Annotated in this window: 24 protein-coding genes; 13 read left to right on the top strand and 11 right to left on the bottom strand. The window is 64.8% G+C overall.

All coding sequences use genetic code 11. The features are described from left to right. Positions 1-8 precede the first annotated feature (8 nt). Positions 9-866: an SDR family oxidoreductase gene (locus BM154_RS15300; RefSeq protein WP_074885792.1), complete on the bottom strand. Its 858-nt coding sequence runs from the start codon at positions 864-866 to the stop codon at positions 9-11. Between the two features lie 166 nt (positions 867-1,032). On the opposite strand from BM154_RS15300, the gene exbB reads away from it, so the two are divergent. From exbB to BM154_RS15330, 6 genes are all read left to right on the top strand, one after another. Then, positions 1,033-2,166, top strand: coding sequence for a tonB-system energizer ExbB (gene exbB, locus BM154_RS15305; protein ID WP_074885795.1), 1,134 nt, complete (start codon positions 1,033-1,035; stop codon positions 2,164-2,166). 4 nt (positions 2,167-2,170) lie between these two features. Then, positions 2,171-2,599: a TonB system transport protein ExbD gene (exbD, locus tag BM154_RS15310; protein WP_074885798.1), complete on the top strand. Its 429-nt coding sequence runs from the start codon at positions 2,171-2,173 to the stop codon at positions 2,597-2,599. After that, entirely contained in the window at positions 2,596-3,339 is a 744-nt protein-coding gene (locus BM154_RS15315; RefSeq protein WP_074885801.1) for an energy transducer TonB, read from the top strand. The genes exbD and BM154_RS15315 overlap by 4 nt, the downstream gene beginning before the upstream one ends. A gap of 152 nt (positions 3,340-3,491) precedes the next feature. Beyond that, the gene (locus tag BM154_RS15320) at positions 3,492-4,415 is read left to right on the top strand and encodes a hydrogen peroxide-inducible genes activator (RefSeq protein WP_074885804.1); all 924 of its coding nucleotides are present in this window, start codon (positions 3,492-3,494) and stop codon (positions 4,413-4,415) included. Between the two features lie 8 nt (positions 4,416-4,423). Beyond that, positions 4,424-6,499, top strand: coding sequence for an ATP-dependent DNA helicase RecG (gene recG, locus BM154_RS15325; RefSeq protein ID WP_074885806.1), 2,076 nt, complete (start codon positions 4,424-4,426; stop codon positions 6,497-6,499). Positions 6,500-6,594: 95 nt separating this feature from the next. Beyond that, entirely contained in the window at positions 6,595-7,998 is a 1,404-nt protein-coding gene (locus tag BM154_RS15330) for an aminoacyl-tRNA deacylase and HDOD domain-containing protein (protein ID WP_074885809.1), read from the top strand. Positions 7,999-8,038: 40 nt separating this feature from the next. Here the strand turns inward: BM154_RS15330 and BM154_RS15335 are convergent, their stop codons facing one another. From BM154_RS15335 to BM154_RS15350, 4 genes are all read right to left on the bottom strand, one after another. Beyond that, positions 8,039-8,428: a helicase gene (locus BM154_RS15335; RefSeq protein WP_074885812.1), complete on the bottom strand. Its 390-nt coding sequence runs from the start codon at positions 8,426-8,428 to the stop codon at positions 8,039-8,041. Positions 8,429-8,591: 163 nt separating this feature from the next. Next, positions 8,592-8,864, bottom strand: coding sequence for an HU family DNA-binding protein (locus BM154_RS15340; RefSeq protein WP_013789407.1), 273 nt, complete (start codon positions 8,862-8,864; stop codon positions 8,592-8,594). Between the two features lie 170 nt (positions 8,865-9,034). Then, positions 9,035-10,183 carry an FAD-dependent oxidoreductase gene (locus tag BM154_RS15345; RefSeq protein ID WP_074885815.1) on the bottom strand — a complete coding sequence of 383 codons (1,149 nt, stop codon included), beginning with the start codon at positions 10,181-10,183 and terminating at the stop codon, positions 9,035-9,037. Between the two features lie 38 nt (positions 10,184-10,221). Next, on the bottom strand, positions 10,222-10,389 hold the full coding sequence (locus tag BM154_RS15350; protein ID WP_074885818.1) for a rubredoxin: 168 nt from the start codon (positions 10,387-10,389) through the stop codon (positions 10,222-10,224). Between the two features lie 144 nt (positions 10,390-10,533). Here BM154_RS15350 and BM154_RS15355 point away from each other — a divergent pair, with 144 nt between their 5' ends. From BM154_RS15355 to BM154_RS15385, 7 genes are all read left to right on the top strand, one after another. Further along, positions 10,534-11,076 carry a chorismate--pyruvate lyase family protein gene (locus BM154_RS15355; protein ID WP_074885821.1) on the top strand — a complete coding sequence of 181 codons (543 nt, stop codon included), beginning with the start codon at positions 10,534-10,536 and terminating at the stop codon, positions 11,074-11,076. A gap of 66 nt (positions 11,077-11,142) precedes the next feature. Further along, positions 11,143-12,033: a 4-hydroxybenzoate octaprenyltransferase gene (gene ubiA, locus BM154_RS15360; protein ID WP_074885824.1), complete on the top strand. Its 891-nt coding sequence runs from the start codon at positions 11,143-11,145 to the stop codon at positions 12,031-12,033. 96 nt (positions 12,034-12,129) lie between these two features. Continuing rightward, positions 12,130-12,819 carry a phosphate regulon transcriptional regulator PhoB gene (phoB, locus tag BM154_RS15365; protein WP_070885833.1) on the top strand — a complete coding sequence of 230 codons (690 nt, stop codon included), beginning with the start codon at positions 12,130-12,132 and terminating at the stop codon, positions 12,817-12,819. Positions 12,820-12,871: 52 nt separating this feature from the next. Beyond that, the gene (gene phoR / locus BM154_RS15370) at positions 12,872-14,179 is read left to right on the top strand and encodes a phosphate regulon sensor histidine kinase PhoR (RefSeq protein WP_074885827.1); all 1,308 of its coding nucleotides are present in this window, start codon (positions 12,872-12,874) and stop codon (positions 14,177-14,179) included. Positions 14,180-14,248: 69 nt separating this feature from the next. Continuing rightward, a complete protein-coding gene (locus BM154_RS15375) occupies positions 14,249-15,589 on the top strand; it encodes a hemolysin family protein (RefSeq protein ID WP_074885829.1) in 1,341 nt (446 codons plus the stop codon). Positions 15,590-15,811: 222 nt separating this feature from the next. Continuing rightward, positions 15,812-16,570 (top strand): porin family protein, encoded by a 759-nt coding sequence (locus BM154_RS15380; RefSeq protein ID WP_074885832.1) that lies wholly within the window; start codon positions 15,812-15,814, stop codon positions 16,568-16,570. Between the two features lie 131 nt (positions 16,571-16,701). Continuing rightward, entirely contained in the window at positions 16,702-17,445 is a 744-nt protein-coding gene (locus BM154_RS15385; RefSeq protein WP_074885835.1) for an endonuclease/exonuclease/phosphatase family protein, read from the top strand. A 35-nt stretch (positions 17,446-17,480) separates the two neighbouring features. Here the strand turns inward: BM154_RS15385 and BM154_RS15390 are convergent, their stop codons facing one another. The 6 genes from BM154_RS15390 to tagQ all read right to left on the bottom strand — a co-directional run bounded on the left by BM154_RS15390 (position 17,481) and on the right by tagQ (position 24,067). Further along, positions 17,481-18,377, bottom strand: coding sequence for a peptidoglycan DD-metalloendopeptidase family protein (locus tag BM154_RS15390; protein WP_074885838.1), 897 nt, complete (start codon positions 18,375-18,377; stop codon positions 17,481-17,483). Between the two features lie 159 nt (positions 18,378-18,536). Then, the gene (locus BM154_RS15395) at positions 18,537-20,549 is read right to left on the bottom strand and encodes a GGDEF domain-containing protein (protein ID WP_074885841.1); all 2,013 of its coding nucleotides are present in this window, start codon (positions 20,547-20,549) and stop codon (positions 18,537-18,539) included. Between the two features lie 2 nt (positions 20,550-20,551). Continuing rightward, positions 20,552-21,415, bottom strand: a complete 864-nt coding sequence (locus tag BM154_RS15400; protein ID WP_074885844.1) for an endonuclease/exonuclease/phosphatase family protein — start codon at positions 21,413-21,415, stop codon at positions 20,552-20,554. A gap of 22 nt (positions 21,416-21,437) precedes the next feature. After that, positions 21,438-22,067, bottom strand: a complete 630-nt coding sequence (locus BM154_RS15405) for a thiol:disulfide interchange protein DsbA/DsbL (RefSeq protein WP_074885847.1) — start codon at positions 22,065-22,067, stop codon at positions 21,438-21,440. Between the two features lie 152 nt (positions 22,068-22,219). Next, positions 22,220-22,825, bottom strand: coding sequence for a c-type cytochrome (locus tag BM154_RS15410; RefSeq protein WP_074885851.1), 606 nt, complete (start codon positions 22,823-22,825; stop codon positions 22,220-22,222). Positions 22,826-23,188: 363 nt separating this feature from the next. Next, on the bottom strand, positions 23,189-24,067 hold the full coding sequence (gene tagQ, locus BM154_RS15415) for a type VI secretion system-associated lipoprotein TagQ (RefSeq protein ID WP_074885854.1): 879 nt from the start codon (positions 24,065-24,067) through the stop codon (positions 23,189-23,191). Between the last annotated feature and the right edge of the window lie 66 nt (positions 24,068-24,133).

Genomic DNA, 24,133 nt, shown 5'->3' on the forward strand with positions numbered 1-24,133 from the left:
CCCCACCGTCAGCTCCTGCGCAGCACCGCCGCATAGCCCTCACGAAAACTGGGGTACTGCGGCGACCAGCCCAACGCCCGGGCGCGGGCGTTGCTGCAGCGCTTGCTACCCGAACGGCGCACCGCCGAATCCTCCGCCCAGTGCTCGACCCCGAGCTGCTGGCGCAACCAGCCAACCACCTCATGCAGCGGCGCCGGCTCGTCGTCCACGCCGATATAGCAGTCGTCCAGCGCCCTGCCTGCCTGATCGGCCTGCAGCAGAAAGGCCAGTAACCCGGCGGCGTCATCGACATGAATCCGATTGCCATATAGCGGCGGTTCGACCGCTACGCGATAGCCCATGCGCACCTGCTTGAGCAGCCACTCACGACCCGGCCCGTAGATCCCGGTCAGGCGCACCACCGTAGCAGGCACGTCACCGCCCAGGGCCAGTTGCTCTGCCTCGCGCATGATCCGCCCCGAATAGCTCTGGGCCTCCGCTGGCGAAGCCTCATCGACCCAGCCGCCATCGACCTGGGCATATACGCCACTGCTGGACACGAACAGCAGCCGCTTGGGGCGCTGCCCGCGAGCCTGCAGCCAGCTCAGCACATGCCGCAGCCCGTCGACATAGGCGCGTCGGTAACCCGGTTCGTCATGCTCGGTGGCAGCGGCGCTGTACACCAGGTAATCCAGCTCGCCCTGGGGCCACTGGTCGGGGCAATCCGCCTGATGCAGGTCGCCGGCCACCGGCAGGATGCCCTCGGGCAGTTCCGACACGCTGCGGCGCATGCCGTAGACCTGCCAGCCCGCATCGCGCAGACGTACGGCCAGTCGGCCTCCCACATCACCGCAGCCAGCGATCAGCGCACTCACAGCTTTACTCATCCGATCCTCTCTCAGCCTGGCAAGCACTCAAAAAGCGCCTTGCAAAAGTAATAAAGTTACACTAACGCTTTCATGAACAAGAATTACTTGCAATAATGCTTAGCCTTTTTTTCCGCGCGCCAACATGGCCGCGCAGGTCACGCCCTCACATTTAGGTCCGGCAAGCATGAACTCTATAGCCCATAGCGCCAAGCCAACTCACGTCGCCGTTCGGCCGCAACGCCTCGGCGCCTTCCTCGCCCTGCTGCTCAGCCTGACGCTGGCTCCGGCGGCGGGCTTTGCTGATCAGTCGGCGCCGGCACAGCCGGCGTCCAACGCCCAACCCGCTGCTGGCACCAGCGCGCAGCAGCCCGCCGCGCAGGCAGATGCAGCACCGGCCGTACCAGCAGTCGACCCGCGCCTCATGGAAGAAATGCAGGCCAGAATCGACGCGCTTGGTCCTGACGCTACCCCTGAGCAGGTGAACCAGACTCGCGACCAGTTTCTTCTGGAAAAGGGTGCGTCTCAGGAAACCATCGACAAGCTTCGCGAATTCAGCAATTCCCTTGAGCGCCTCGCTGCTGACAATGACCCCGCCGCCGAAGCAGAAGCTGTCTTCCATGACCTGTCGCCCTGGGGCATGTATCAGGGCGCCGACGTGGTGGTCAAAAGCGTGATGATCGGCCTGGTACTGGCATCGATCCTGACCTGGACCATCTGGATCGCCAAGACCATCGAGCTGGTTACCGCGCGCCGCCGCCTGCGCCGTGAGATCGTCGAGCTCAAAGGCGCCCGCAATCTGGCCCAGGCCAGCGACCAGGCCCGTGCCAAGCACAGCTTCAGCGAAATTCTCATCGAGGACGCCCGCGAAGAACTGAAGCTCTCGGCCAGCAGCCGTGAGAAGGAAGGCATCAAGGAGCGCGTCAGCTTCCGCCTCGAGCGCCTGGTCGGCGCTTGCGGTCGTGACATGAGCAAGGGCACCGGCGTGCTGGCCACCATCGGCTCCACCGCGCCCTTCGTCGGTCTGTTCGGTACCGTGTGGGGCATCATGAACAGCTTCATCGGCATCGCCAAAACCCAGACCACCAACCTTGCAGTGGTCGCCCCCGGCATCGCCGAAGCCCTGCTGGCCACCGCCCTGGGCCTGGTCGCGGCGATTCCAGCGGTGATCATCTACAACGCCTTCTCGCGCTCGATCAGTGCCTACAAGGCCCAGGTCGCCGATGCCTCGGCCCAGGTGCTGCTGCTGGTCAGCCGCGACCTGGACATGCAGCCGGGTCCTGATCGTGCCCAGGCGCCTCACGTGGTCAAGGTGGGTTAAGGCCATGGGGCTTCATCTCAACGAAAACGGCGGCGACGATCTCCAGGAAAACCACGAGATCAACGTCACGCCCTTCATCGACGTGATGCTGGTGCTGCTGATCATCTTCATGGTCGCCGCGCCACTGGCCACCGTCGACGTGAAGATCGACCTGCCCGCTTCCAGCGCCAAGCCGGCGCCGCGGCCGGACAAGCCGATCTACCTGAGCATCAAGGAAGACAACAAGCTGTTCCTCGACAACGACGAGGTGCAGCCGGCCATGCTCGGCGCAGCGCTGGACAAGCTGACCAACAACGACAAGGAAAAGACCATCTTCGTGCGCGGTGACAAGGGCGTCGAATATGGCGACCTGATGGAAGTCATGGACACCCTGCGCGGCACCGGTTACCTGAAGATCGGCCTGGTGGGCCTGGAGACGGTCGGCGCGCAATGAAGAAATCCAGCCGCACGTTCTCCTGGGTCGCCAGCCTGGTCATTGTGGTGGGGCTGCACGTCGGCCTGTTCCTCTGGGCAATGTACTGGCAGCCCCAGGCGACGCCCATCGAACTGCCGCCACCGGCGGCGATGATCGTCGAACTGGAGCCACTGCCGCCAGCCGCGCCCAAGCCTGCGCCACCACCACCGCCGGAAGTGGTGCCGGAGGAGCCCGAGCCGCAGCCGAAGATCGCCGAGGCGCCGAAGCCGACGCTGGCGGTCACGCCGCCCAAGCCGAAGCCCAAACCCAAGCCGCCGAAGCCCAAGCAGCCCGAGCCAAAGCCACCGGAGCCCCAGGAGCAGCCACCGCAAGAGGCGCCGCCGGCACCACCAGCGCCAGCCGAAGCCAAGCCGGCAGCACCGCAGCAGGCACCGGTCAGCGCGCCAAGCAAGGCCGAGAAAACCTGGCAGAGCGAATTGCTGGCCCACCTGGCCAAGTACAAGCGCTACCCGGAGGATGCCCGCCGCCGTGGGCTGGAAGGCGTGAACCGCCTGCGCTTCGTGGTCGATGCAGACGGCAAGGTGCTGTCCTACACGCTGGTAGGCAAGTCCAGCAGCGCGTCCCTGGATCGGGCGACATTGCAGATGATCCGTCGTGCGCAGCCGTTGCCCAAACCGCCAGCGGAAGTGTTGAACAACGGCAGCATCGAGATCGTCGCGCCCTTCATCTACTCCCTGGATCGCGGGCGCGGTCGTTGACCGCCCGCTGAGGCTGCCCCGCTCGACACTCGGGGCAGCTGTCAGCCTGCGCTCGCGCGCCGCCGTGCGCCGACACACATTAGGTCATGGCGAACGGTTGGTTCCATTGAAGACAGCGGCTATGCTTGGCGGCATCTCAATGGATTAAGACTATGACTCTCACCGAACTGCGCTATATCGTGACGCTCGCCCAGGAACAGCACTTTGGCCGGGCCGCCGAACGCTGCCACGTCAGCCAGCCCACGCTGTCGGTTGGCGTGAAAAAGCTCGAAGACGAGCTCGGCGTGCTGATCTTCGAGCGCAGCAAGAGCGCGGTGCGGCTGACACCGGTCGGCGAAGGCATCGTCACCCAGGCGCAGAAGGTCCTGGAACAGGCCCAGGGCATTCGCGAACTGGCCCAGGCAGGCAAGAACCAGCTAGCGGCACCCTTGAAGATCGGCGCCATCTATACCGTCGGCCCCTACCTGTTCCCCCATCTGATCCCGCAGCTGCACCGCGTGGCCACCCAGATGCCGCTGTACATCGAGGAAAACTTCACCCACGTGCTGCGCGACAAGCTGCGCACCGGCGAGCTGGACGCGATCATCGTCGCCCTGCCGTTCCAGGAAGCGGACGTGCTGACCCTGCCGCTGTATGACGAGCCCTTCTATGCCCTGCTGCCGGCGGATCATCCGTGGACGGCCATGCAGACCATCGACACCAAGCTGCTCAACGACAAGAGCCTGCTGCTGCTCGGTGAGGGCCACTGCTTTCGCGATCAGGTGCTGGAAGCCTGCCCGACGCTGCGCAAGGGCGAGGAACACGCCAAGCACACCACGGTGGAATCCAGCTCCCTGGAGACCATTCGCCATATGGTCGCCTCGGGCCTGGGCGTGTCGATCCTGCCGTTCTCGGCCGTCGACAGCCACCACTATGCGCCCGGGGTGATCGAAGTGCGCCCGCTCAGCCCGCCGGCACCGTTCCGCACCGTGGCCATCGCCTGGCGCGCCAGCTTCCCGCGCCCCAAGGCCATCGAAGTGCTGGCCGACTCCATTCGCCTGTGCTCGGTCGCCAAGCCACAGCCACGTAACGCCTGAGGACCGCGATGAGCGAGCTGTCGACGGTCTCCGTCACCGACCTCAAGGGCGTCGGCGCGGCCCTGGCGGAAAAGCTCGCCAAGGTCGGCCTGGAAACCCTGCAGGACATCCTCTTCCACCTGCCGCTGCGCTACCAGGACCGCACCCGCATCGTGCCCATCGGCGCCCTGCGCCCCGGGCAGGACGCGGTGGTGGAAGGCACCGTGTCCGGCGCCGATGTAGTGATGGGCAAGCGCCGCAGCCTGCTAGTGCGCCTGAATGACGGCAGCGGCACGCTGAGCCTGCGCTTCTACCATTTCAGCAATGCCCAGAAGGAAGGCCTCAAGCGTGGTACCCAGGTGCGCTGCTACGGCGAGATCCGCCCCGGCTCGTCGGGCCTGGAAATCTATCATCCCGAATACCGCGCGCTGACCGGCGACGAACCGCCGGCGGTGGAACAGACGCTCACACCGATCTACCCGACCACCGAAGGGCTGACCCAGCAGCGCCTGCGCCAACTCAGCGAGCAGGCCCTGGCCCGCCTTGGCCCACACAGCCTGCCCGACTGGCTGCCTCGCGAGTTGGCCAGGGAATACGAACTGGCGCCGCTGGACCAGGCGATTCGCTACCTGCATCGCCCGCCACCGGACGCCGACCTGGAAGAGCTCGCCGAGGGGCGCCACTGGGCCCAGCACCGGCTGGCCTTCGAGGAGCTGCTGACCCACCAGCTGTCGATGCAACGCCTGCGCGAAAGCGCCCGCGCGCAGCAGGCGCCTGCGCTGCCGGCCGCGCAGAAGCTGCCCAGGCAGTTTCTCGACAACCTCGGTTTCACACCCACCGGCGCCCAGCAACGGGTCGGCGCGGAGATCGCCTATGACCTGAGCCAGCACGAACCGATGTTGCGTCTGGTACAGGGCGATGTCGGTGCCGGCAAGACGGTGGTGGCCGCCTTTGCGGCGCTGCAGGCCATCGAGGCCGGCTACCAGGTGGCGCTGATGGCGCCCACCGAGATTCTCGCCGAGCAGCACTTCATCAACTTCACCCGCTGGCTCCAGCCCCTGGGGCTGGAAACCGCCTGGCTGGCCGGCAAGCTCAAGGGCAAGGCACGCGCCGCGGCGCTCGAGCAGATCGCCGCCGGCGCGCCCATGGTGGTCGGCACCCATGCGCTGTTCCAGGACGAAGTGCGCTTTCGCAACCTGGCCCTGGCGATCATCGACGAACAGCACCGTTTCGGCGTGCAACAGCGCCTGGCGCTGCGCCAGAAGGGCGTAGGCGGCCGGCTCAGCCCGCACCAGCTGATCATGACCGCTACGCCTATCCCGCGCACCCTGGCGATGAGCGCCTACGCCGACCTGGATACCTCGATCCTCGACGAGCTGCCGCCCGGGCGCACCCCGGTGAACACAGTGCTGGTCGCCGACAGCCGCCGCTTCGAGGTGGTCGAGCGGGTACGTTCGGCCTGTAACGAAGGTCGCCAGGCCTACTGGGTATGCACCCTGATCGAGGAATCCGAGGAGCTGACCTGCCAGGCGGCGCAGACCACTTACGAGGATTTGTCGGCCGCGCTGGTCGGCCAGCGGGTCGGGCTGATCCACGGGCGCATGAAGCCGGCCGAGAAGGCCGCGGTGATGGATCAGTTCAAGCAGGGGCAGCTGCAGCTGCTGGTGGCCACCACGGTGATCGAGGTGGGCGTCGACGTGCCCAACGCCAGCCTGATGATTATCGAAAACCCCGAACGCCTCGGCCTGGCACAGTTGCACCAGCTGCGCGGCCGGGTGGGCCGTGGCAGCGCAGCCAGCCATTGCGTGCTGCTCTACCACCCGCCGCTGTCGCAGATCGGCCGCGAGCGGCTGGGCATCATGCGCGAAACCTGTGACGGCTTCATCATCGCGGAAAAGGATCTGGAGCTGCGCGGCCCCGGCGAAATGCTCGGCACTCGACAAACCGGCCTGTTGCAGTTCAAGGTAGCCGATCTGATGCGTGACGCCGACCTGCTGCCGGCGGTCCGCGATGCCGCCCAGGCCCTGCAGGAACAATGGCCGCAGCATGTCAGCCCGCTGCTGGAGCGTTGGCTGCGCCACGGGCAACAATATGGGCAAGTGTGAGCGAGACACGGGACGATGGTCGACTCAAGCGGTTACCTCGTCAGCTTGCTGGTTATACTTGGGACGTTGCGTTCCCTTTGAAGACGGAATACGTCATGACTGAAGTAGCCATCGCCGACACCTCCCCCCAACCGCCTCAGGTGATTCGTCAGCTGCTGGACAAACTCGGTGTGACTTATCAGGTACGCCACGAGCTGTCCGGCACGCCGGCTGCCCAGCGTGTGCAGACCGTGTTGCTCGAGGACGCCGTGGGCGCGCTGCTGGTGCTGTTTCCGCAAAACCAGCTGCTCGACCTCAATCGCCTGGCCGAGCTGACCGGCCGCAAGCTCACCGCGGTCAAGCCCGAACGCCTGACGCGCATGTTGAGCAAGCATGATCTGGCCGTGCTGCCGGGCATTCCCGCGCTGACCAGCTCACCCTGCCTGTACGACGAACGTCTGCTCGAGGTGCCGAGCCTGTACATCCAGTCCGGGCAGCCGGGCGTGCTGCTGGAAATCGCCACCGAGAACTTCAAGGGCTTGCTGGGCAAGGCCAGCGCCGCACGCTTCGGCGAGCCGGCAAGCAAGGTGCGCCCCAACTTCACCCGCCCAGAGGATGATCGCCAGGAAATCAGCCAGGCGGTGCAGGCATTCACGGCCAGGCGCATCCAGCAGCGCCTGGAAGAAACCATCGAGATTCCGCCACTGGCCGAGACGGCGCAGAAGATCATCAAGCTGCGGGTCGACCCCAATGCCACGGTCGACGACATCACCGGTGTGGTGGAAACCGACCCGGCACTGGCCGCCCAGGTGGTCAGTTGGGCGGCCTCGCCCTACTACGCGGCGCCCGGCAAGATCCGCTCGGTGGAAGACGCCATCGTACGCGTGCTCGGCTTCGACCTGGTGGTCAACCTGGCCCTGGGGCTGGCCCTCGGCAAGACCCTCAGCCTGCCCAAGGATCAGCCCCAGCAGGCCACGCCCTATTGGCAACAGGCGATCTACACCGCCGCGGTCATCGAGGGTCTGACCCGCGCCATGCCGCGGGCGCAGCGCCCGGAAGCGGGGCTGACCTATCTGGCCGGGTTGCTGCACAACTTCGGCAACCTGGTGCTGGCCCACGTGTTCCCACCGCACTTCTCGTTGATCTGCCGGCATCTGGAGGTCAACCCGCACCTGCCGCACAGCTATATCGAGCAGCACCTGCTGGGTATCAGCCGCGAGCAGATCGGTTCCTGGCTGATGCGCTACTGGGACATGCCTGAAGAGCTGGCGGTTGCCCTGCGCTTCCAGCACGACCCCAGCTACAGCGGCAACCACGCCACCTACCCGAACCTGGTTTACCTGGCGGTCAGCCTGCTCAACAGCCGGGGAATCGGTATCGGCCCTGCACGCGAGATTCCGCAGAGCCTGCTGGAGAACCTCGGCATCAGCCGGGAAAAGGCCGAGGAAGCGTTGAACAAGGTGCTCGCCGCCGAAGTCGCGCTGCGCGATCTCGCCACGCAGTATGGCCCGCTGAACTGAGCCGACCGCCCTGCCCCGCCGCGAGTGGGGCGCGATAGCCTCAGGCTGCTTTCTTGGCTGACGCGCGCTTGGGTCGCAGGTACTTGGTCAGGCCCTGGAACCAGATCACCAGGGCCGGGTTGCCCTGAATCTGGATGTCCTTGTTCTGGATGCCCTGCATAAACGCCAGCTGCTTGTTGGCCGCCGTCAACGTGGCATAGCCGTAGGCACCGTCCTTGAAGCCAATGGCAAAGGCCGGCTCGTTGGCCGCACCACGCTTGCTGGTGATGCGCTGGTTGTTGACGATGAAATGGCGAGCGACCTTGCCGTCCAGGGTGTGCAGCTGGAATACCAGATCGCGACCTTCGAGCTGTTGGCGGAATGCGGGATTGTCGCGGCTCGCCTTGGCCATCAGACGGCCCAGCATCCACAGAAGAAAACGAAATTTCATGGTATGGCCTGTTCGCGAAAATGAGGAAGCCACCCATTGTAAACGGCCCCTCAGGAGCCTGACAGCAGGCGTGCTGATGCGCGTGAGGGGTAGAGGTCTGCTGAGATTTCAGCGCCGCGGCGCAACGGGTGCGTTGCGCTGAAACCTCAGCAGACCCTGGAGCTCAGTTGATCGAGTCCTTGAGGGCCTTGCCCGGCTTGAAGGCGACGGTATTGCTGGCCTTGATCTTGACGGGCTGCCCAGTCTGCGGGTTTTTCCCGGTACGAGCGCCACGGTGGCGCTGCACGAAGGTGCCGAAGCCGACCAGTGTCACACTGTCCTTGCGGTTCAGAGCCCCGGTGATTTCTTCGAGAACGGCATTGAGTACACGATTGGCCTGATCTTTGGTCAGATCAGCTTTTTCCGCGATTGCGGCGGCGAGTTCCGGTTTACGCATGATTGCCTCATTTACGGTTTGTTGTTGTTGTGTTCCGCGCCTTGGCGCCAATGCGCGCCGACAGCTCTACGCTGCGGCCAGGCCCTGGGGAGAATGGCATGCTCCGGGGGCCTTCGCCAGCCCTGCACCTGGCTAAATCCGGCATTTTTGTCGAGCAGGCGACAGATCGCTCAGCCCAGCAGCGTCGGCAGCTGCCGGTTGAGCGCCAATCGCTCCTGCACCGCAGAGCCGGTCAAGGCGTAGCCCAGCAGGGCGCCGCGGGCATCGTGGCACAGGGCACGGATGTCGGCGCCACTGCCCTCGACCGTCCAGCGCCCCTCGCGACCACGCGGCGGCGGCGACACCACCAATGGGCAGGCAGGGGTCTTCACGGTGACCGGCATGGCGCCATAGGCCACCTCGCTCGGTGCGCCGCTCAGGGTCTTGGCCAGGGCACGCGCGCAGGCCATCAGCGGCATGACATAGAGCAGGTTGAGACCATCGACTTCAGCGCAATCGCCCAGGGCATAGACATGCGCATGGGAGGTACGCAGCAGGCGGTCGACCACCACCCCACGGTTGACTGCCAAACCCGCGGCGGCAGCGAGCTCGATACGCGGACGCAGGCCGACGGCGGAGACCACCGCATCGCAGGCAATCGTCTGGCCATCGGACAGGTGCACCTCCAGTCCATTAGCTGCGTACTGCAGACGGTTCAGCACCGGCCCCAGGTGCAGGCGCACGCCCAGCGCTTCGAGGCCGCCCTGCACGGCGGCGGCGGCTTCGACCGGCAGCAGAGCGGGCATCAGTTGCTCGCACGGCGCGACCATCTCGACCGCATAGCCACCCAGGGAAAGGTCATTGGCGAACTCGCAACCAATCAGCCCGGCGCCCAGAATCAGCACCTTGCGCTTGCCCTCGACGGCCTGGCGAAAGCGCCCATAGCCCTGCAGGTCGTTGACCGTGAACAGCTGGTCGGCGGCGTCGCCCTCGATCGGCACGCTGAGCACCTCGGCGCCCCAGGCCAATACCAGGTCGCGGTAAACCAGCGACTCCTCGCCGATCCACAGACGCCGGTGGCCGGGGTCGATACCGGTGACCCGGGTATGCGTCCATACCTGGGCCTGGAGCTGTTCGGCCATGGCTCCCGGCTCGGCCATGCACAGACCATCGGCATCCTTGTTCTTGCCAAAGCCGGTGGACAACATGGGCTTGGAATACGAGCGCCCGTCGTCGGCGGTGATCAGCAGCAACGGCGTCTCGCTGTCCAGCTTGCGAAACTCGCGGGCCAGGTTGTAACCGGCCAGGCCGGTGCCGATGATGACGACGGGATCACTCATTGCTTGCTCCTGTTACGACGGTTGATGCGCGCGCGGGCTTAGTTGATTTCGATCATCTCGAAGTCCATCTTGCCCACGCCACAATCGGGGCACAGCCAATCCTCGGGCACATCTTCCCAGCGGGTACCGGGCTCGATGCCGTCATCGGGCCAGCCTTCACGCTCGTCATAGATCAGTCCGCAGACCACACATTGCCACTTCTTCATACAGGCTCTCCGGCGCTACTCACGGTTATTGCGCGGGCACGCTACCGCAAATGTCGCGCTAGCGCCAAGCGGGCGCGACGAATGCCCGAGGACCCGCAACGCCCATGGTAGACTCTGCGCTCCGCCCCATCGCGAACCTGCACCGTGCACTGTCCCGCCTCTCAGACACCCGACTGGCTCGCTCGCGAGCTGCTGCCAAGCGTGCCCTCGGCCAGCGTTTGCGACTGGCTGTTCAACGAAGACTCCCTGACCCGGCGGCTGACCGAGCTGTCGAACGGCGGTTTCAGCGTCACGCCGCTGCGCGAAGGCTGGCTGGCGCTGCGTGACGACGAATGCGCGCTGCTGGACGTACCGCCGGGCAGTCTTGGCTGGGTGCGCGAGGTCTACCTGCGTGGCAACGGTCAGCCCTGGGTATTCGCCCGCAGCGTGGCCGCCCGGCAGGCACTGCAGGGCTCGGGCCTGGACCTTCAGCAACTGGGCAGCCGCTCCCTGGGCGAGCTGCTGTTCAGCGACCAGGCCTTTACCCGTGGCGAGCTGCAGACGTGCCGCTATCCCAGCGCCTGGCTGCCGGCAGAAGCCATGGCCGACGGGTTGTGGGCGCGACGCTCGTGCTTTAGCCGTGGCCCGCTGGCGGTGCTGGTCGCCGAGGTGTTTCTGGCCGATTTCTGGCCGGCGGCAGGCTGCTGAACCTGCCGCCTGGCACTGCCGGCATGGCGCCGTATAATCCGCGCACCGCGCCAGGAGATCCGCCCGATGTACATTCGTCTGCTGCAATCGCTCAATCGCCTGCACCCACGAGCCTGGGACTTCCTGCAGCTGATGCGCATGGACAAACCCATCGGCATCTACCTGTTGCTGTGGCCGACGCTGTGGGCGCTGTGGATCGCTGCCGAAGGGGTGCCGAGCATCAAGAACCTGGTGATCTTCGTGACTGGCGTGGTGCTGATGCGCGCAGCCGGCTGCGTGATCAACGATTACGCCGACCGTAACTTCGACGGCCACGTCAGCCGCACTCAATTGCGCCCCCTGGCCAGCGGCAGGGTCACCGCCCGCGAAGCGCTGATCCTCTTCGCCGTGCTGGTGGCCCTTAGCTTCGCCCTGGTGCTGCTGACCAACGCCACCACCATATGGCTGTCGTTCGGCGCCCTGGCCGTGGCGGCGCTGTATCCGTTCATGAAACGCTACACCTATTACCCACAGGTGGTGCTCGGCACCGCGTTCTCCTGGGGCATGCCGATGGCCTTCACCGCCGAGACCGGCGAGCTGCCGGCGGCGGCCTGGCTGCTGCTGCTGGCCAACGTGATCTGGACCGTGGCCTACGACACCTATTACGCCATGGCCGACCGCGAGGACGACCTGAAGATCGGCGTGAAATCCACGGCGATCCTCTTTGGCGATGCCGACCGGGTGATCATCTTCGGCCTGCAGGGCCTGACCCTGCTGTGCCTGCTGCTGGCCGGCGGGCGCTTCGAACTGGGCCTGTACTTCTACCTGGGCCTGCTGGTAGCCGCCGGCTGTTTCACCTGGGAGTTTCACCTGACCCGCCGGCGCGAGCCGATGGTCTGCTTCCAGGCCTTCCTGCACAACCACTGGGCCGGCCTGGCGATCTTCCTCGGTATCGTGCTCGACTACGCGATGCGCTGAGCATCCGCAGTGCCCTGCCCCACGGCTGTCATATCGCTGCAATAATTCCGTTATCTAATGCGCCGCATGACAGTTGAATGAACCGAGGCTCAACCCATGGTTGGCAAGAACATCCTGATCGTCGATGACGAAGCGCCGATCCGCGAAATGATCGTGGTGGCGCTGGAAATGGCCGGATACGAGTGCCTGGAAGCGGAAAACACCGGGCAGGCCCACGCCATCATCGTCGACCGCAAACCCGACCTGATCCTGCTCGACTGGATGCTGCCCGGCACCTCCGGCATCGAGCTGGCCCGACGCCTGAAACGTGACGAACTGACCGGCGACATTCCGATCATCATGCTCACCGCCAAAGGCGAAGAGGACAACAAGATCCAGGGGCTGGAGGTCGGTGCCGACGACTACATCACCAAGCCGTTTTCGCCCCGCGAGCTGGTCGCCCGCCTCAAGGCCGTGTTGCGCCGCGCCGGCCCCAGCGACAGCGAAGGTCCGATCGAAGTGGGCGGCCTGCTGCTCGATCCGATCAGCCACCGGGTGACCATCGATGGCAAGCCAGCGGAAATGGGCCCCACCGAGTACCGCCTGCTGCAGTTCTTCATGACCCACCAGGAACGCGCTTACACCCGCGGCCAGTTGCTCGACCAGGTATGGGGCGGCAACGTCTACGTCGAGGAGCGTACCGTCGACGTACACATCCGCCGCCTGCGCAAGGCGCTGGGCGAAGCCTATGAAAATCTGGTGCAGACGGTACGCGGTACCGGTTATCGTTTCTCCACCAAAGGCTGAGCGCTAGCCTGAAACGCACCATGACAGGGATCGGCTGGCGGATGAGCGAAACGTGACGAGCAACTGGCGTGGCGCCATAACCCGCCGTTTGGTGCTGCTGATCACCGCCTGCCTGTTCGCTGGCGTGATCACCGGCGAATATGCCTGGGCCATCGCCATCGGCCTGGCCGCCCACCTGCTCTGGAACCTCAGCCAGCTGCTGCGCCTGCATGCCTGGCTCAAGGATCACCAGCCCGACGAACCACCGCCCGATGGCTATGGCCTGTGGGGTGAGGTGTTCGACAGTATCTACCACCTGCAGCGGCGCAATCAGCGGGCACGTGGCCGCCTGCAGGCAGTGATCGATCGGGTGCAGGAGTCCACCGCGGCGCTGCGCGATGCGGTGATCATGCTCGACAGCCAGGGCAATCTGGAATGGTGGAACCAGGCATCGGAAACCCTGCTGGGCCTGAAAACGCCCCAGGACAGCGGACAGTCGATCACCAATCTGGTGCGAGATCCGCGCTTCAAGGATTATTTCGAGCGGGGCATCTTTCTCGAACCCCTCGACCTGCCGTCGCCGGTCAACCCGCGCAGGCAGCTGCAGCTCAACCTCACCCGCTACGGTAATCAGGAGCACCTGATGCTGGTGCGCGATGTCACCCGCCTCCACCAGCTCGAGCAGATGCGCAAGGATTTCGTCGCCAACGTCTCCCACGAGCTGCGCACGCCCCTGACGGTGATTTCCGGCTACCTGGAAACCCTGCTCGACAACGTCGACGAGATCAACCCACGCTGGCGCCGCGCCCTGCAGCAGATGCAGCAGCAAGGCTCGCGCATGCAGGGCCTGCTCAATGACCTGCTGCTGCTGGCCAAGCTGGAAGCCACCGACTACCCCTCCGACAACCAGCCGGTAGCGGTCGAAGCGCTGCTGAAGTTGATCAAGGCCGATGCCCAGGCACTGTCCGCCGAGCGTAACCACCGCATCAGCCTGGAGGCCGACGCCGACCTCAAACTCAAGGGCAGCGAGTCGGAACTGCGCAGCGCGTTTTCCAACCTGGTGTTCAATGCCGTCAAATACACCCAGGCCGAGGGCGAGATCCGCATTCGCTGGTGGCAGGACGCACAGGGTGCCCATCTCTCGGTACAGGACAGCGGCCCCGGCATCGAGGCCAAGCACCTGCCGCGCCTGACCGAACGCTTCTACCGGGTCGACTCCAGCCGCGCCAGCCATACCGGTGGCACCGGCCTGGGCCTGGCCATCGTCAAGCATGTGCTGTTGCGCCACCGCGGCAGGCTGGAGATCACTAGCGTGGTTGGCAAGGGCAGCCTGTTCACCTGCCATTTCCAGCCGGCGCAGATCGCCGCGCCGCCCCGCTGAATAGGGTGCTATTGCAAAGCGCCCGCCCAGGCCCCACCCTTTAGCAACATCCGGTCACACGAACCCCTTATGGATCCCTCTACGAGCGTCTCCTTTTCCAGTTATTTCGCTGACATGGGCCTGGTGCTGTTCGCCCTGTTTCTGGTGCTGCTCAACGGCTTTTTCGTGGCCGCCGAGTTCGCCATGGTCAAGCTGCGGTCTACCAAGGTCGAGGCCCTGGCCAAGAAGAACGGCTGGCGCGGGCATATCCTGCGCACCGTGCACAGCCAGCTCGATGCCTACCTGTCCGCCTGCCAGCTGGGTATCACCCTGGCCTCACTGGGCCTCGGCTGGGTGGGCGAACCGGCCTTCGCCCATCTGCTCGAACCGCTGCTGATCTCGGTCGGTATCGAGTCGCAGAAGCTGATCCACGGTATCGCCTTCTTCACCGCGTTCTTCATCATTTCCTACCTGCACATCGTGATCGGCGAACTGGCCCCGAAATCCTGGGCGATCCGCAAGCCGGAACTGCTGTCGCTGTGGACGGCGGCGCCGCTGTACCTGTTCTACTGGGCCATGTACCCGGCGATCTTCCTGCTCAATGCCAGCGCCAACGCCATCCTGCGTATCGCCGGTCAGGATCAGCCGGCTGGCCACCATGAACACCATTACAGCCGCGATGAGCTCAAACTGATCCTGCATTCCAGCCGCGCCAGCGACCCGAGCGACCAGGACATGCGGGTACTCGCCTCGGCGGTGGAGCTAGGCGAGCTGGAAGTGGTCGACTGGGCCAACTCCCGCGAAGACCTTGTCTACCTTGAACTCAATGCCACGCTGGACGAAGTGTTCAGCGTATTTCGCCGCCACAAGTACAGCCGCTATCCGATCTACGACGACGCCGCTGGCGAGTTCGTCGGCGTGCTGCACATCAAGGATCTGCTGCTGCACCTGTCGCTGCTGGAGATGCTGCCCTCGACCCTGCGCCTGGCCGAACTGATGCACCCGCTGGAAAAGGTCAACCGCAACCTGCCGCTCTCCGAACTGCTTGAGCAATTCCGCAAGGGCGGTGCGCACTTTGCACTGGTCGAGGAAGCCGACGGCAAGGTGATCGGCTACCTGACCATGGAAGACGTGCTCGAAGCCCTGGTCGGCGACATCCAGGACGAACACCGCAAGGCCGAGCGCGGCATCCTCGCCTACCAGCCCGGCAAGCTGCTGGTGCGTGGCGATACTCCGCTGTTCAAGCTCGAACGGCTGCTTGGCATCGATCTGGATCATATCGAGGCCGAGACCTTGGCTGGGCTGATCTACGAAACCCTCAAGCGCGTGCCTGAGGAGGAGGAGTCCTTGGAAGTCGCGGGCCTGCGCCTGATCGTCAAGAAGATGAAGGGCCCGAAGATCGTTCTTGCCAAGGTCATCAAGTTGGAATGAGTTGCCTGCACCTGCTCGTCAATGCCCCTGCCTCACCCTTTCCAGGAAGTTGACCGATCGGTCACTTAATCGCACCGACCTCCCCAGGGGCGCGCTCCCGAAATAATCACTTACGACCGCTCGTCGGCTTTGTCGAATAGCGTCTGGAGCCGGGCAGTCCACCGCGTGCGTCGATTGGATCGGCGCACGCCTTCACACGTACAGACTGCCAAGGATACTGCCATGCGACTCTATGCAATCACCTCGAAAACCGCCCTCGCCCTCTGCCTGGCCGGCGCGTCCCAGGCTTACGCCGACTCCATCACCGACCCGATCTCCACCATTGGCGTGATCGGCTCGCACAACCAGTACAAGTTGAGCACCTTTGGTGATAGCGACAAGGAACGTCTGAATCAAGGCGGTCTGTTCTACAACTTCGGCAACAAGCTGACCGGCCATGAAGGCTTCATCTATCAGGCGGGTATCGAAGCCCAGTACCGCGAAAAGGATGACGACGAGTACAAGGCGGCCCGCGCCGACCTCGACCTGGGCCTGCGCGCGGCACTGAGCACCAACAACTACATCGACTTCGTCGTTGGCGGTGGCTACGACTGGGGGCGTATCGAGCAGGACGACGTCGGCCCGTTCGACACCAACGTCAAGCTGACCAGCAAGGCGCCGTTCGCCAAGGCCGGTGTCGGTTACAACTACCTGACCCCGGACTACACCGTGCGCCTGGAAGCCGGTGCACGCTACTCGCTCGACGCTGAAGCCGAGCTGAAAGTCAGCGGCGAAGGCAGCGACACCGTTGACCTCAAGGACAAGGCCAACCCGTACGCCGAACTGACCGTGCTGTGGAACAAGGGCATCAACAACCTGCCGATCAGCACCAGCCTGTACTACACCCGCACCAACTACAAGGTCGACAGCGACAGCGTGCTGGCGGAAAACAGCAAGCTCAAGCAGGAGCAGGTTGGCCTGAAGGTAGGCCTGGCGTTCTGATAACGCCGCGCTAACCGAATCGCCCGGCTTGCCGGGCGATTTGCATAGAGGCCGCCGCTGACTGGCGTCAGGTATACTGCGCCCGCCGTTTCAGCGCTCAACCCATCCCTCCTCTCCTTACAGCATTCCCCATGTCGCTCAGCATCGCCTCCATCAATATCGAACGTTCCAGACACTTGCCACGCGTCGCCGCCTTTATCGAGCGTGAACGCCCGCAGCTGCTCTGCCTGCAGGAACTCTGCGAGCGCGACATCCCGTTCTTCGAAGCCTTGATGGGCGGCACCATGGCCTTCGCGCCCATGGCACGCTACCCCGAGGACGGCCCCGCCAATGTGGTGGGTGTCGGCTTGCTGGCCCGCGGTGAACAACTGGCGGAGGTAAGTGCCGAGTACTACTCGGGCAGCCCCGAGCGCATTCAGGAGATGGCCTTCGTCACCCTCGAGGGCAGGCGCATGGCCGATCCGCTGAGCATTGCCGAAGTGATGCTCAGTGCCACGGTCGAGGGTTTTCGCATCGCCGTCACCCATCTCAACGTCACCCCGCTCGGCACCTCCACGCCCTACCAGCGCGAGAGTGCCGGCAAGCTGATCGCCCTGGCCCAGGCGCAAGCCACGGAAGCAGGCGGCCTGCTGCTGACCGGCGACTTCAACGCGCCGCGCGGGCGCGCCACCTTCGACCTGATCGCCGAACACTTCATCGACGGTGTGCCAGGCCATTACACCAGCAGCATCGACGGCTCGCTGCACCGTGCCGGAGAGATTCCGTTCATGGTCGATGGGCTGTTCCATACGCCGGGTTATCGGCTGGAAGACGCCAGGCTGACGACCGGGGTGTCCGACCATTGCGCGCTGAGCTGTCGCTTGCGCAAGGCCTGATCGGCAGCGCGACCTGCTAGCGGAAACCGGCCAGCCTAATCGCCGCCGACGGCAAAATTGGGCAGGCTGTCGACCGGCTGGGCGAACTCGAAGGGAATCGACTCCAGCGCCATGCCCACGTTGCGCTGCACCACGAAGTGCAGGTGCGGGCCGGTGCTGTTACCGGTATTGCCGGAACGGCCGATCGGCGCGCCGACCGCGACGCGCTGGCCTTCACGCACGTTCACCGAGCCCTGCATCAGGTGCAGATAGACGCCCATGGTGCCGTCGTCATGCAGGATGCGCACGAAGTTGCCGGAGGGGTTGTTGCCACGCCCGCTCTGGGCATTCTCGGTCTTCACCACCACCCCGGAGCGGGCGGCGACGATCGGCGTGCCTTCGGGCATGGCGATGTCCAGGGCATAGCGGCCCTTGGGCGTGAAATGGCTGTACTGGCCATTGGCGCCCTGGGTCAGGCGAAACGGCCCACCGCGCCAGGGCAACGGATACGCCTGGTTGATCGGCAACAGCCGCGGATCGCCAAGGGCGTAGTTGAGTTTCGGGGTATAGCGCAGCGGCTTGGCAGGGTCCAGCGGCGCCAGGGTGGCCAGACGAATTTCGCTGCGCGGCGGCAGCACCCAGTTGATCGGCTTGCCAGGGGCGCCGCTGACGTTGCTCAATTGCTCCAGCTTGAGCTCCACCTGCACCGGTGCGTACAGGTCGTTGCGCACCAGCAGGGTCTCGCCGGCTGCATGCTTGCGGGTCTCCAGCTTCACCTGGTTGTCGAGCTTCTCGACCATGCGGTCGCTGAACACGAACACCTTCGCACCGGGCGCCGCCTGGTCACTATAGGTGACCACGCCATTGGCATCGGTGTACTTGTAGACGGTCAATGCACTCGCCTGACAGGCGAACGCAGCGAGTCCCAGGAGAAGTGAGAGGCGCCCTAGCATAGGAGTCGATCTGGTTATTAAGTGTTCGGCAGGGCAAGACTAACAGCGTCTCGATGGCCCGGCGACTGCCGGCGCGGCGCTTTGCGACAACCGGCACACGCCAGCCGGACCTGCTGCACATAACCTCGAAGTGCCCCGGCGCCAGGCCTGCCGTCGCCCTCAGCCCACCTCGATTCGATTGCGCCCACTGCGTTTGGCGCGGTACAGAGCCTGGTCGGCACGCTCGAATACCTGCTCGCTGCGCTCGGCACTGCCGAACGAGCTGATGCCGCCCGACAAGCTAATGGTCACCCGCTCGCCCTTGAAGTGGAACGGACAGTTCTCGATCGCCGAACGCAGCGTATCGAGCAGCTTCAGCCCGCCCTCCATGGGCGTTGAGGGAATCAGCAGAACGAACTCCTCGCCGCCGAAGCGAGCGATGAAGTCGGTCTTGCGCAAGCGCTTGAACAGCTCGCCGGCGATGATCTTCAGCACCTTGTCGCCGGCCAGGTGGCCGTAGTCATCGTTGATGCGCTTGAAGTGGTCGATATCCAGCACCGCCAGCAACAGCTCACCGCCATAGCGCTGCAGACGCGCCAGTTCCATGTCCAGGCGTTCGGTCCAGGCCGCACGGTTGGGCAGGCCGGTCAATGGGTCGATCAGCGCCTTCTGCCGCTGCTCTTCGAGGTGATCGCGAAAACCCTTGGCCTCCAGCTCCATGCTGGCCACCCGGTCGACCAATATCTGCAAGCGCTCCCCCACCTGCTGTTCACGGGCATCGCGCTGCTGCTGGTACTGCGCCATGGTGCCCAGCAGACCACTGAGGCGGCTCTCCACCAGCCCCTTGAGGCTGTCGAGGTCGGTGGCCTGCTGCACGCTGCTCTGCAGCCCGTCGACCTGCTGGCGCAACTCGCTATCCAGGCTACGGGCGGCCTCGGCGGAGTCGCTGTAGCCGGTCTGTACGTCCTGCAGGCTGCCCTGGAACGCGGCAAGTCGCTCGTTGAGCTGCTTGAGGTAGCCTTCGAACTCGCGCTGGCCCACATCGGCGATCGCCAGCATCAGCACACCGAGGTCATCAAGCACCGGAACCAGCTCGTACATGTTCAGGCCAGCAGTGATGCGCTGGCGCAACGCTTCGGCCTGGCCCTGATGACGCTCTGGCAGGGGTAGCTCCTCCAACAGGCTGAGCAGGCTGCTTTCGACATGGCCGGCAATGGCGCTGTAACCGGGCTCAGGCGCCGGTGGCAGGGCATATGCCGGGTCGGCCTGGCCGAGCCCATCGGCAACGCTGGCCGGCGGCGCATCCTCCGCGGCGGGCTCCACGCCCGTAGGCACTGGCGCAACGGGCTCGGACGCTGCCTGGGTCTGGGCCTGAGGCATCAGCAATGCCGAGGGCAGCGGCAGGCTGTCCAGCAACACGCTGCCCGATACGGCACGACTGGTAGCGGCAACCGCCTCTGGCGCGGCTGCCGGGGCTGGCAGAGGCGCCGGTACGGGGGAGGCTTCGGCAGGTACCGCGGGCAGCTCGGAGGCCGTTGGTGGTTGTCGCTCCGCCTCGGGTGCCCCGGGCTCGGCTGGCAGCAGCTCGGCGCTCGCGGCGGGTGCCGCCGCGGCCTGCTCGACGCCTGCCTGCGGCGCGCCGGGCTCGGTGCTGTCCGCCGAACTGGCACTGTCGCGACTGCCGAACAGGCGCTCGATAAAGCCGGGCCGTTCAACCTGCTCGGCCCCCAGGGCCTGCAACGCCTGTTGCTGCAGCTGGCTCAGTTCGGCCAGCAGAGCGGGCATCTCGCGGGCTTGCCGGGCACGCTGCTCGACCTGTTTGGCGTAACGTTTGAGCGGTTTGCGCACCGCACTTGGCAAATCCATTTTCAGCAGTTGCGCCACCAGGCTGGCCAGGCCGCTGGCAACCTGCTCGACACGCTGCTGGCGGCGCTGCTCGGAATCCAGGACGGTCTTTTCCAGGCGTGGAATCAGTGCGCTGAGGCCGGCATCCATGTCGTCACGACGCAGGATCTCGCGCAGATCGTGCATGCATTGATCGACCGCCTTGTCAGCGCCCTCGGCCGCCAGGCTGCTGCGCACCAGACCCCGGCGCAGCAGGTCGATACGCATGTCCCAGCGGCGCTCGAGCTTTTCCTGCTGCTCGATATTGGCAAGGTACTTCTCGCGCCAGCGTTTGGCGTCGTCGGCCATGCTCAGGGCTCCTGTACACAAGGCGTCAACGGTGGCGTGAGGGCATTGGGCAAGCGGATCTCCACGGCCACCGGCAGGTGGTCGGAGATCGGCTGCGCCAGCACCTGGAAACGCTCGAGCTCGAGGCCCGGGCTGAGCAGAATATGATCGAGGCAACGCTGCGGGCGCCAGCTCGGAAAGGTCGCCTCGACCTGCGGCGCAAGCAAGCCGAGATCGCGCAGCGGCGAATGCTCGAGCAGGTCGATGGCGTGGGTGTTCATGTCGCCCATGAGGATCTGATGGCGATAGCCGCCGATCAGCTCACGGATGTAGGCCAGTTGCCGGGTGCGGGTACGCGCACCCAGCGCCAGGTGCATCATCACCACGGCGATGGCGTCGTCGCCCTCGCCGATGCGCAGCAGGATCGCCCCGCGGCCAGCCGGGCCGGGCAGTGGGTGATCTTCCAGCAGGGTCGGCCGCAAGCGGCTGAGCAGCCCGTTGCTGTGCTGGGCGAAACGCCCCAGGTTGCGGTTGAGCTGCTGATACCAGTAGGGAAAGGCGCCCATGCGCGCCAGGTGCTCGACCTGGTTGACGAACCCGGAACGCACACTGCCGCCATCGGCCTCCTGCAGGGCCACGATGTCGTAGTCGCCGAGCAGGTCGCCGATGCGCTGCAGGTTGCCGGCACGCCCTTGATGGGGCAGCAGGTGCTGCCAGCCGCGGGTCAGGTAGTGGTGGTAGCGCTCGGTACTGATACCGACCTGAATGTTGAAGCTGAGCAGGCGCAAGCGCCCGTCCTGCGGCCATTCCCTGTCCGGGCTACAGTCAGGGTTGACCTGTGGATCACACAGGCCAGCCTGACGGGGCATCGAGCGGCGACGCAGCATGGCAGGCGCTCCGGTAGATCGATTACTTGGCGGCGCGCTCTTTGGCGATCAGGTGATCGGCGACCTGCAGGGTCTGCTCCGGGCCACCCGAGCTGGAGATGTCGAAGCGGTACTTGCCGTTGACGATCATCACCGGTACGCCGTTGATCTGGTACGCCATGGCCAGCTTCTTGGCCTTTTCCATCTGGCTCTTCACGCCAAAGGAGTTGTAGGCCTTGAGGAAGGCCTCACGGTCGATGTCCTGAGTGACCAGGAAATCGGCCATTTCTTCCGGCGTGGCCAACTTGCGGCCTTCCTTGTGGATGGCGCGGAACACGGCGTCGTGCACCTTGTGCTCGACCTTCATGCTTTCCAGGGTGATGAACATCTGCCCATGGGCGTTCCACAGGCCGCCGAACAGGGCGGGAATGCGCACGAAGTTGACGTCGGACGGCAGCTTCTCGACCCAGGGGTTGAGGGTCGGCTCGAACTGGTAGCAGTGCGGGCAGCCATACCAGAACAGCTCGACGACTTCGATCTTGCCCGGCTTGGAAATCGGTACCGGGTTGCTCAGCTCGACGTACTGCTTGCCGGCCTCGATATCGTCGGCGTGGGCGGTGACGCCGAACAGGCTGGCAGTGGCCAGAACCGCGGAAAGGATCAGATTACGCATGCATGACTCCTAACGATGAAGGTGCTGCGGACAGCTCTGGTTCGACTGGTCGCCACCCGGCAGGTTCCTGACATTGTAGCGGGCTCGCCAGCGAAAAAGGGTGGCCATCGCCACCCTTTTTCTTCACCGGTAGGCAAATGCCGATCAGCGCCTCAATGCAGGCCCTGAACGTAGCTCGACAGCGCCTCGATATCCTTGTTACTGAGCTTGGCGGCGATGTCGCGCATGATCATCGCGTCGCCATCATTGCTGCGCTCGCCTTCACGGAAGGCGGTCAGCTGCTTGGCGACATACTGTGCGTGCTGGCCACCCAGGTGCGGATAGCCAGCCGTGGCGATACCGCTGCCGTCGGGCGCATGGCACCCGCTGCAGGCGGGCATCCCCTCCGCCAGCTTGCCGCCGCGAAACAACGCCTGGCCACGCTCGACCAGCGCCGCATCGGCCGTGCCCACGCCGATCTTCTGGCTGGCGAAGTAGGCCGCGACGTCAGCCATGTCCTGTTCGCTGAGCGGCTCGAGCATGCCGGTCATTTCCACCACCGGACGGGCCCCGGACTTGATGTCCTGCATTTGCTTGAGCAAGTAACGCTCACCTTGCCCCGCCAGCTTGGGGAAGTTGGCAAGCGCGCTGTTGCCATCGACACCATGACAGGCCCCGCAAACCACTGCCTTGGCCTGCCCTGCGGCCGGATCACCCGCAGCCTGGGCGGCCCCAACCAGGCCCAGCGCCAGCAGCAGACTCACTATTGTCTTGTTCATCAGCTCATCCAAACGGCTAAGAGAAGTGTTATGAACCGGGGCGCTCCGCCCGCCATGTCATGCACGGCAGTGCGGACATACTCAAGCCGCGCGTTTCTGCACGAACCTCGGGGCGGCATGGGTGGGACAACGCGCTGATCGGCACGCCACCACGCCCGGCACCCTAACAGCCTGGTTACCCACTCGGCACCCGCCATGATTGCCCAGCACGGCATGCGCGATAATGACCGGCATCAATCACCGGTGCAGATTACCGGTGCAGATTACCGGTGCAAAACCTCCGCCCGCCCGATGTGACGCCGAGGCCAGATACAGCAGGCATAAAAAAACCGCGCCAGGCGCGGTTTTTTTGCGGAGCGCGGGTCAGGCCTTGCAGCTGGCCGGTGCCCAGTCGCCCATATCCGGGTTGTTGCACACGTCGCTGATCAGCGTACGGCCACGGCTGGCCACCTGCTGGCTTTCCTTCTGCTTGGCCTGGGCCTTTTGCAACGATTGCTCGGTGGTGATGACTTCCTTGGTGACCTTGGCAGTCGGCTTCGGCTGCTTGGCGGCGGCCACCTTGGTGACTTCCTTGCGCTCGACACCCACGGTCTGCAGGTCTTTCTCGTAGGCTTGGGTGTAGGTGTTGACGTTCTCGCCGGTGCGGCCGTCGACCTTGGCCAGCAGCGCGTTGGTCTCGTTCAGGCCGCTGACGATTTCGGCCAGGCGCTTGCGGCCATCGGCGTCGCTGATCTTGTTGGCCTTGCGGTCAGCGCGCAGCTGGGTGAACGCCTGCTGGTAGCAGCTCTGCGCGGCGGAGGCGTAACGGATGTTACGGTCGATGTTCTGGTTGTTGGCGTTGATGTCGGTGGCGTAAGAAGCCAGGCGCGCATTGTCATCGCTGATCTGCTGCTGACGCTGGTTGTAGTACGCCAGGGCGCCACCGGCCAGGGCGCCACCGGCAGCACCGATGGCGGCATTGCGGCCACGCTTCTCGTCATCGACCAGCGCACCACCGAGAGCGCCCATCAGGCCGCCGGTAACGGCGCCGATGGCGACGCTGCGGCTCATTGCTTCGTCGGAGCTGCGCAGCTGGGTGACCGGCTCGTAGCACTGCGGGAAGAATTCGGCCTTGGTGGTCGAGGCGACCTGGGAACTAGGCGAGCCGGCGCAACCGACCAGCAGCACGCTGGTGCAGGTCACGGCAGAAAGCAGCGCAGTGCGTATCGAAGAAAAAGCGGGAGCCTTGTTGAAAGTTTGCATCGTCGTCGATCTCGTACTTGAGTGAGCGTTTATTCCATTCAGGCGGGGCCGGGTGACACCGCCTGC

It is taken from the genome of Phytopseudomonas argentinensis, assembly GCF_900113905.1.
Classification (GTDB): Bacteria; Pseudomonadota; Gammaproteobacteria; order Pseudomonadales; family Pseudomonadaceae; genus Aquipseudomonas; species Aquipseudomonas argentinensis.

Excerpts from the sequence above, each read along its gene's own strand:
- ubiA (WP_074885824.1), top strand. The coding sequence starts at position 11,143 with ATGTACATTCGTCTGCTGCAATCGCTCAATCGCCTGCACCCACGAGCC.
- BM154_RS15410 (WP_074885851.1), bottom strand. The coding sequence starts at position 22,825 with ATGAACAAGACAATAGTGAGTCTGCTGCTGGCGCTGGGCCTGGTTGGG.
- BM154_RS15300 (WP_074885792.1), bottom strand. The coding sequence starts at position 866 with ATGAGTAAAGCTGTGAGTGCGCTGATCGCTGGCTGCGGTGATGTGGGA.
- BM154_RS15335 (WP_074885812.1), bottom strand. The coding sequence starts at position 8,428 with ATGAAATTTCGTTTTCTTCTGTGGATGCTGGGCCGTCTGATGGCCAAG.
- BM154_RS15395 (WP_074885841.1), bottom strand. The coding sequence starts at position 20,549 with ATGGCCGACGACGCCAAACGCTGGCGCGAGAAGTACCTTGCCAATATC.
- BM154_RS15380 (WP_074885832.1), top strand. The coding sequence starts at position 15,812 with ATGCGACTCTATGCAATCACCTCGAAAACCGCCCTCGCCCTCTGCCTG.
- BM154_RS15390 (WP_074885838.1), bottom strand. The coding sequence starts at position 18,377 with ATGCTAGGGCGCCTCTCACTTCTCCTGGGACTCGCTGCGTTCGCCTGT.
- BM154_RS15315 (WP_074885801.1), top strand. The coding sequence starts at position 2,596 with ATGAAGAAATCCAGCCGCACGTTCTCCTGGGTCGCCAGCCTGGTCATT.
- exbB (WP_074885795.1), top strand. The coding sequence starts at position 1,033 with ATGAACTCTATAGCCCATAGCGCCAAGCCAACTCACGTCGCCGTTCGG.
- BM154_RS15320 (WP_074885804.1), top strand. The coding sequence starts at position 3,492 with ATGACTCTCACCGAACTGCGCTATATCGTGACGCTCGCCCAGGAACAG.
- BM154_RS15345 (WP_074885815.1), bottom strand. The coding sequence starts at position 10,183 with ATGAGTGATCCCGTCGTCATCATCGGCACCGGCCTGGCCGGTTACAAC.
- recG (WP_074885806.1), top strand. The coding sequence starts at position 4,424 with ATGAGCGAGCTGTCGACGGTCTCCGTCACCGACCTCAAGGGCGTCGGC.
- BM154_RS15350 (WP_074885818.1), bottom strand. The coding sequence starts at position 10,389 with ATGAAGAAGTGGCAATGTGTGGTCTGCGGACTGATCTATGACGAGCGT.
- exbD (WP_074885798.1), top strand. The coding sequence starts at position 2,171 with ATGGGGCTTCATCTCAACGAAAACGGCGGCGACGATCTCCAGGAAAAC.
- tagQ (WP_074885854.1), bottom strand. The coding sequence starts at position 24,067 with ATGCAAACTTTCAACAAGGCTCCCGCTTTTTCTTCGATACGCACTGCG.
- BM154_RS15405 (WP_074885847.1), bottom strand. The coding sequence starts at position 22,067 with ATGCGTAATCTGATCCTTTCCGCGGTTCTGGCCACTGCCAGCCTGTTC.
- BM154_RS15400 (WP_074885844.1), bottom strand. The coding sequence starts at position 21,415 with ATGCTGCGTCGCCGCTCGATGCCCCGTCAGGCTGGCCTGTGTGATCCA.
- BM154_RS15330 (WP_074885809.1), top strand. The coding sequence starts at position 6,595 with ATGACTGAAGTAGCCATCGCCGACACCTCCCCCCAACCGCCTCAGGTG.
- BM154_RS15340 (WP_013789407.1), bottom strand. The coding sequence starts at position 8,864 with ATGCGTAAACCGGAACTCGCCGCCGCAATCGCGGAAAAAGCTGATCTG.
- BM154_RS15375 (WP_074885829.1), top strand. The coding sequence starts at position 14,249 with ATGGATCCCTCTACGAGCGTCTCCTTTTCCAGTTATTTCGCTGACATG.
- BM154_RS15385 (WP_074885835.1), top strand. The coding sequence starts at position 16,702 with ATGTCGCTCAGCATCGCCTCCATCAATATCGAACGTTCCAGACACTTG.
- phoB (WP_070885833.1), top strand. The coding sequence starts at position 12,130 with ATGGTTGGCAAGAACATCCTGATCGTCGATGACGAAGCGCCGATCCGC.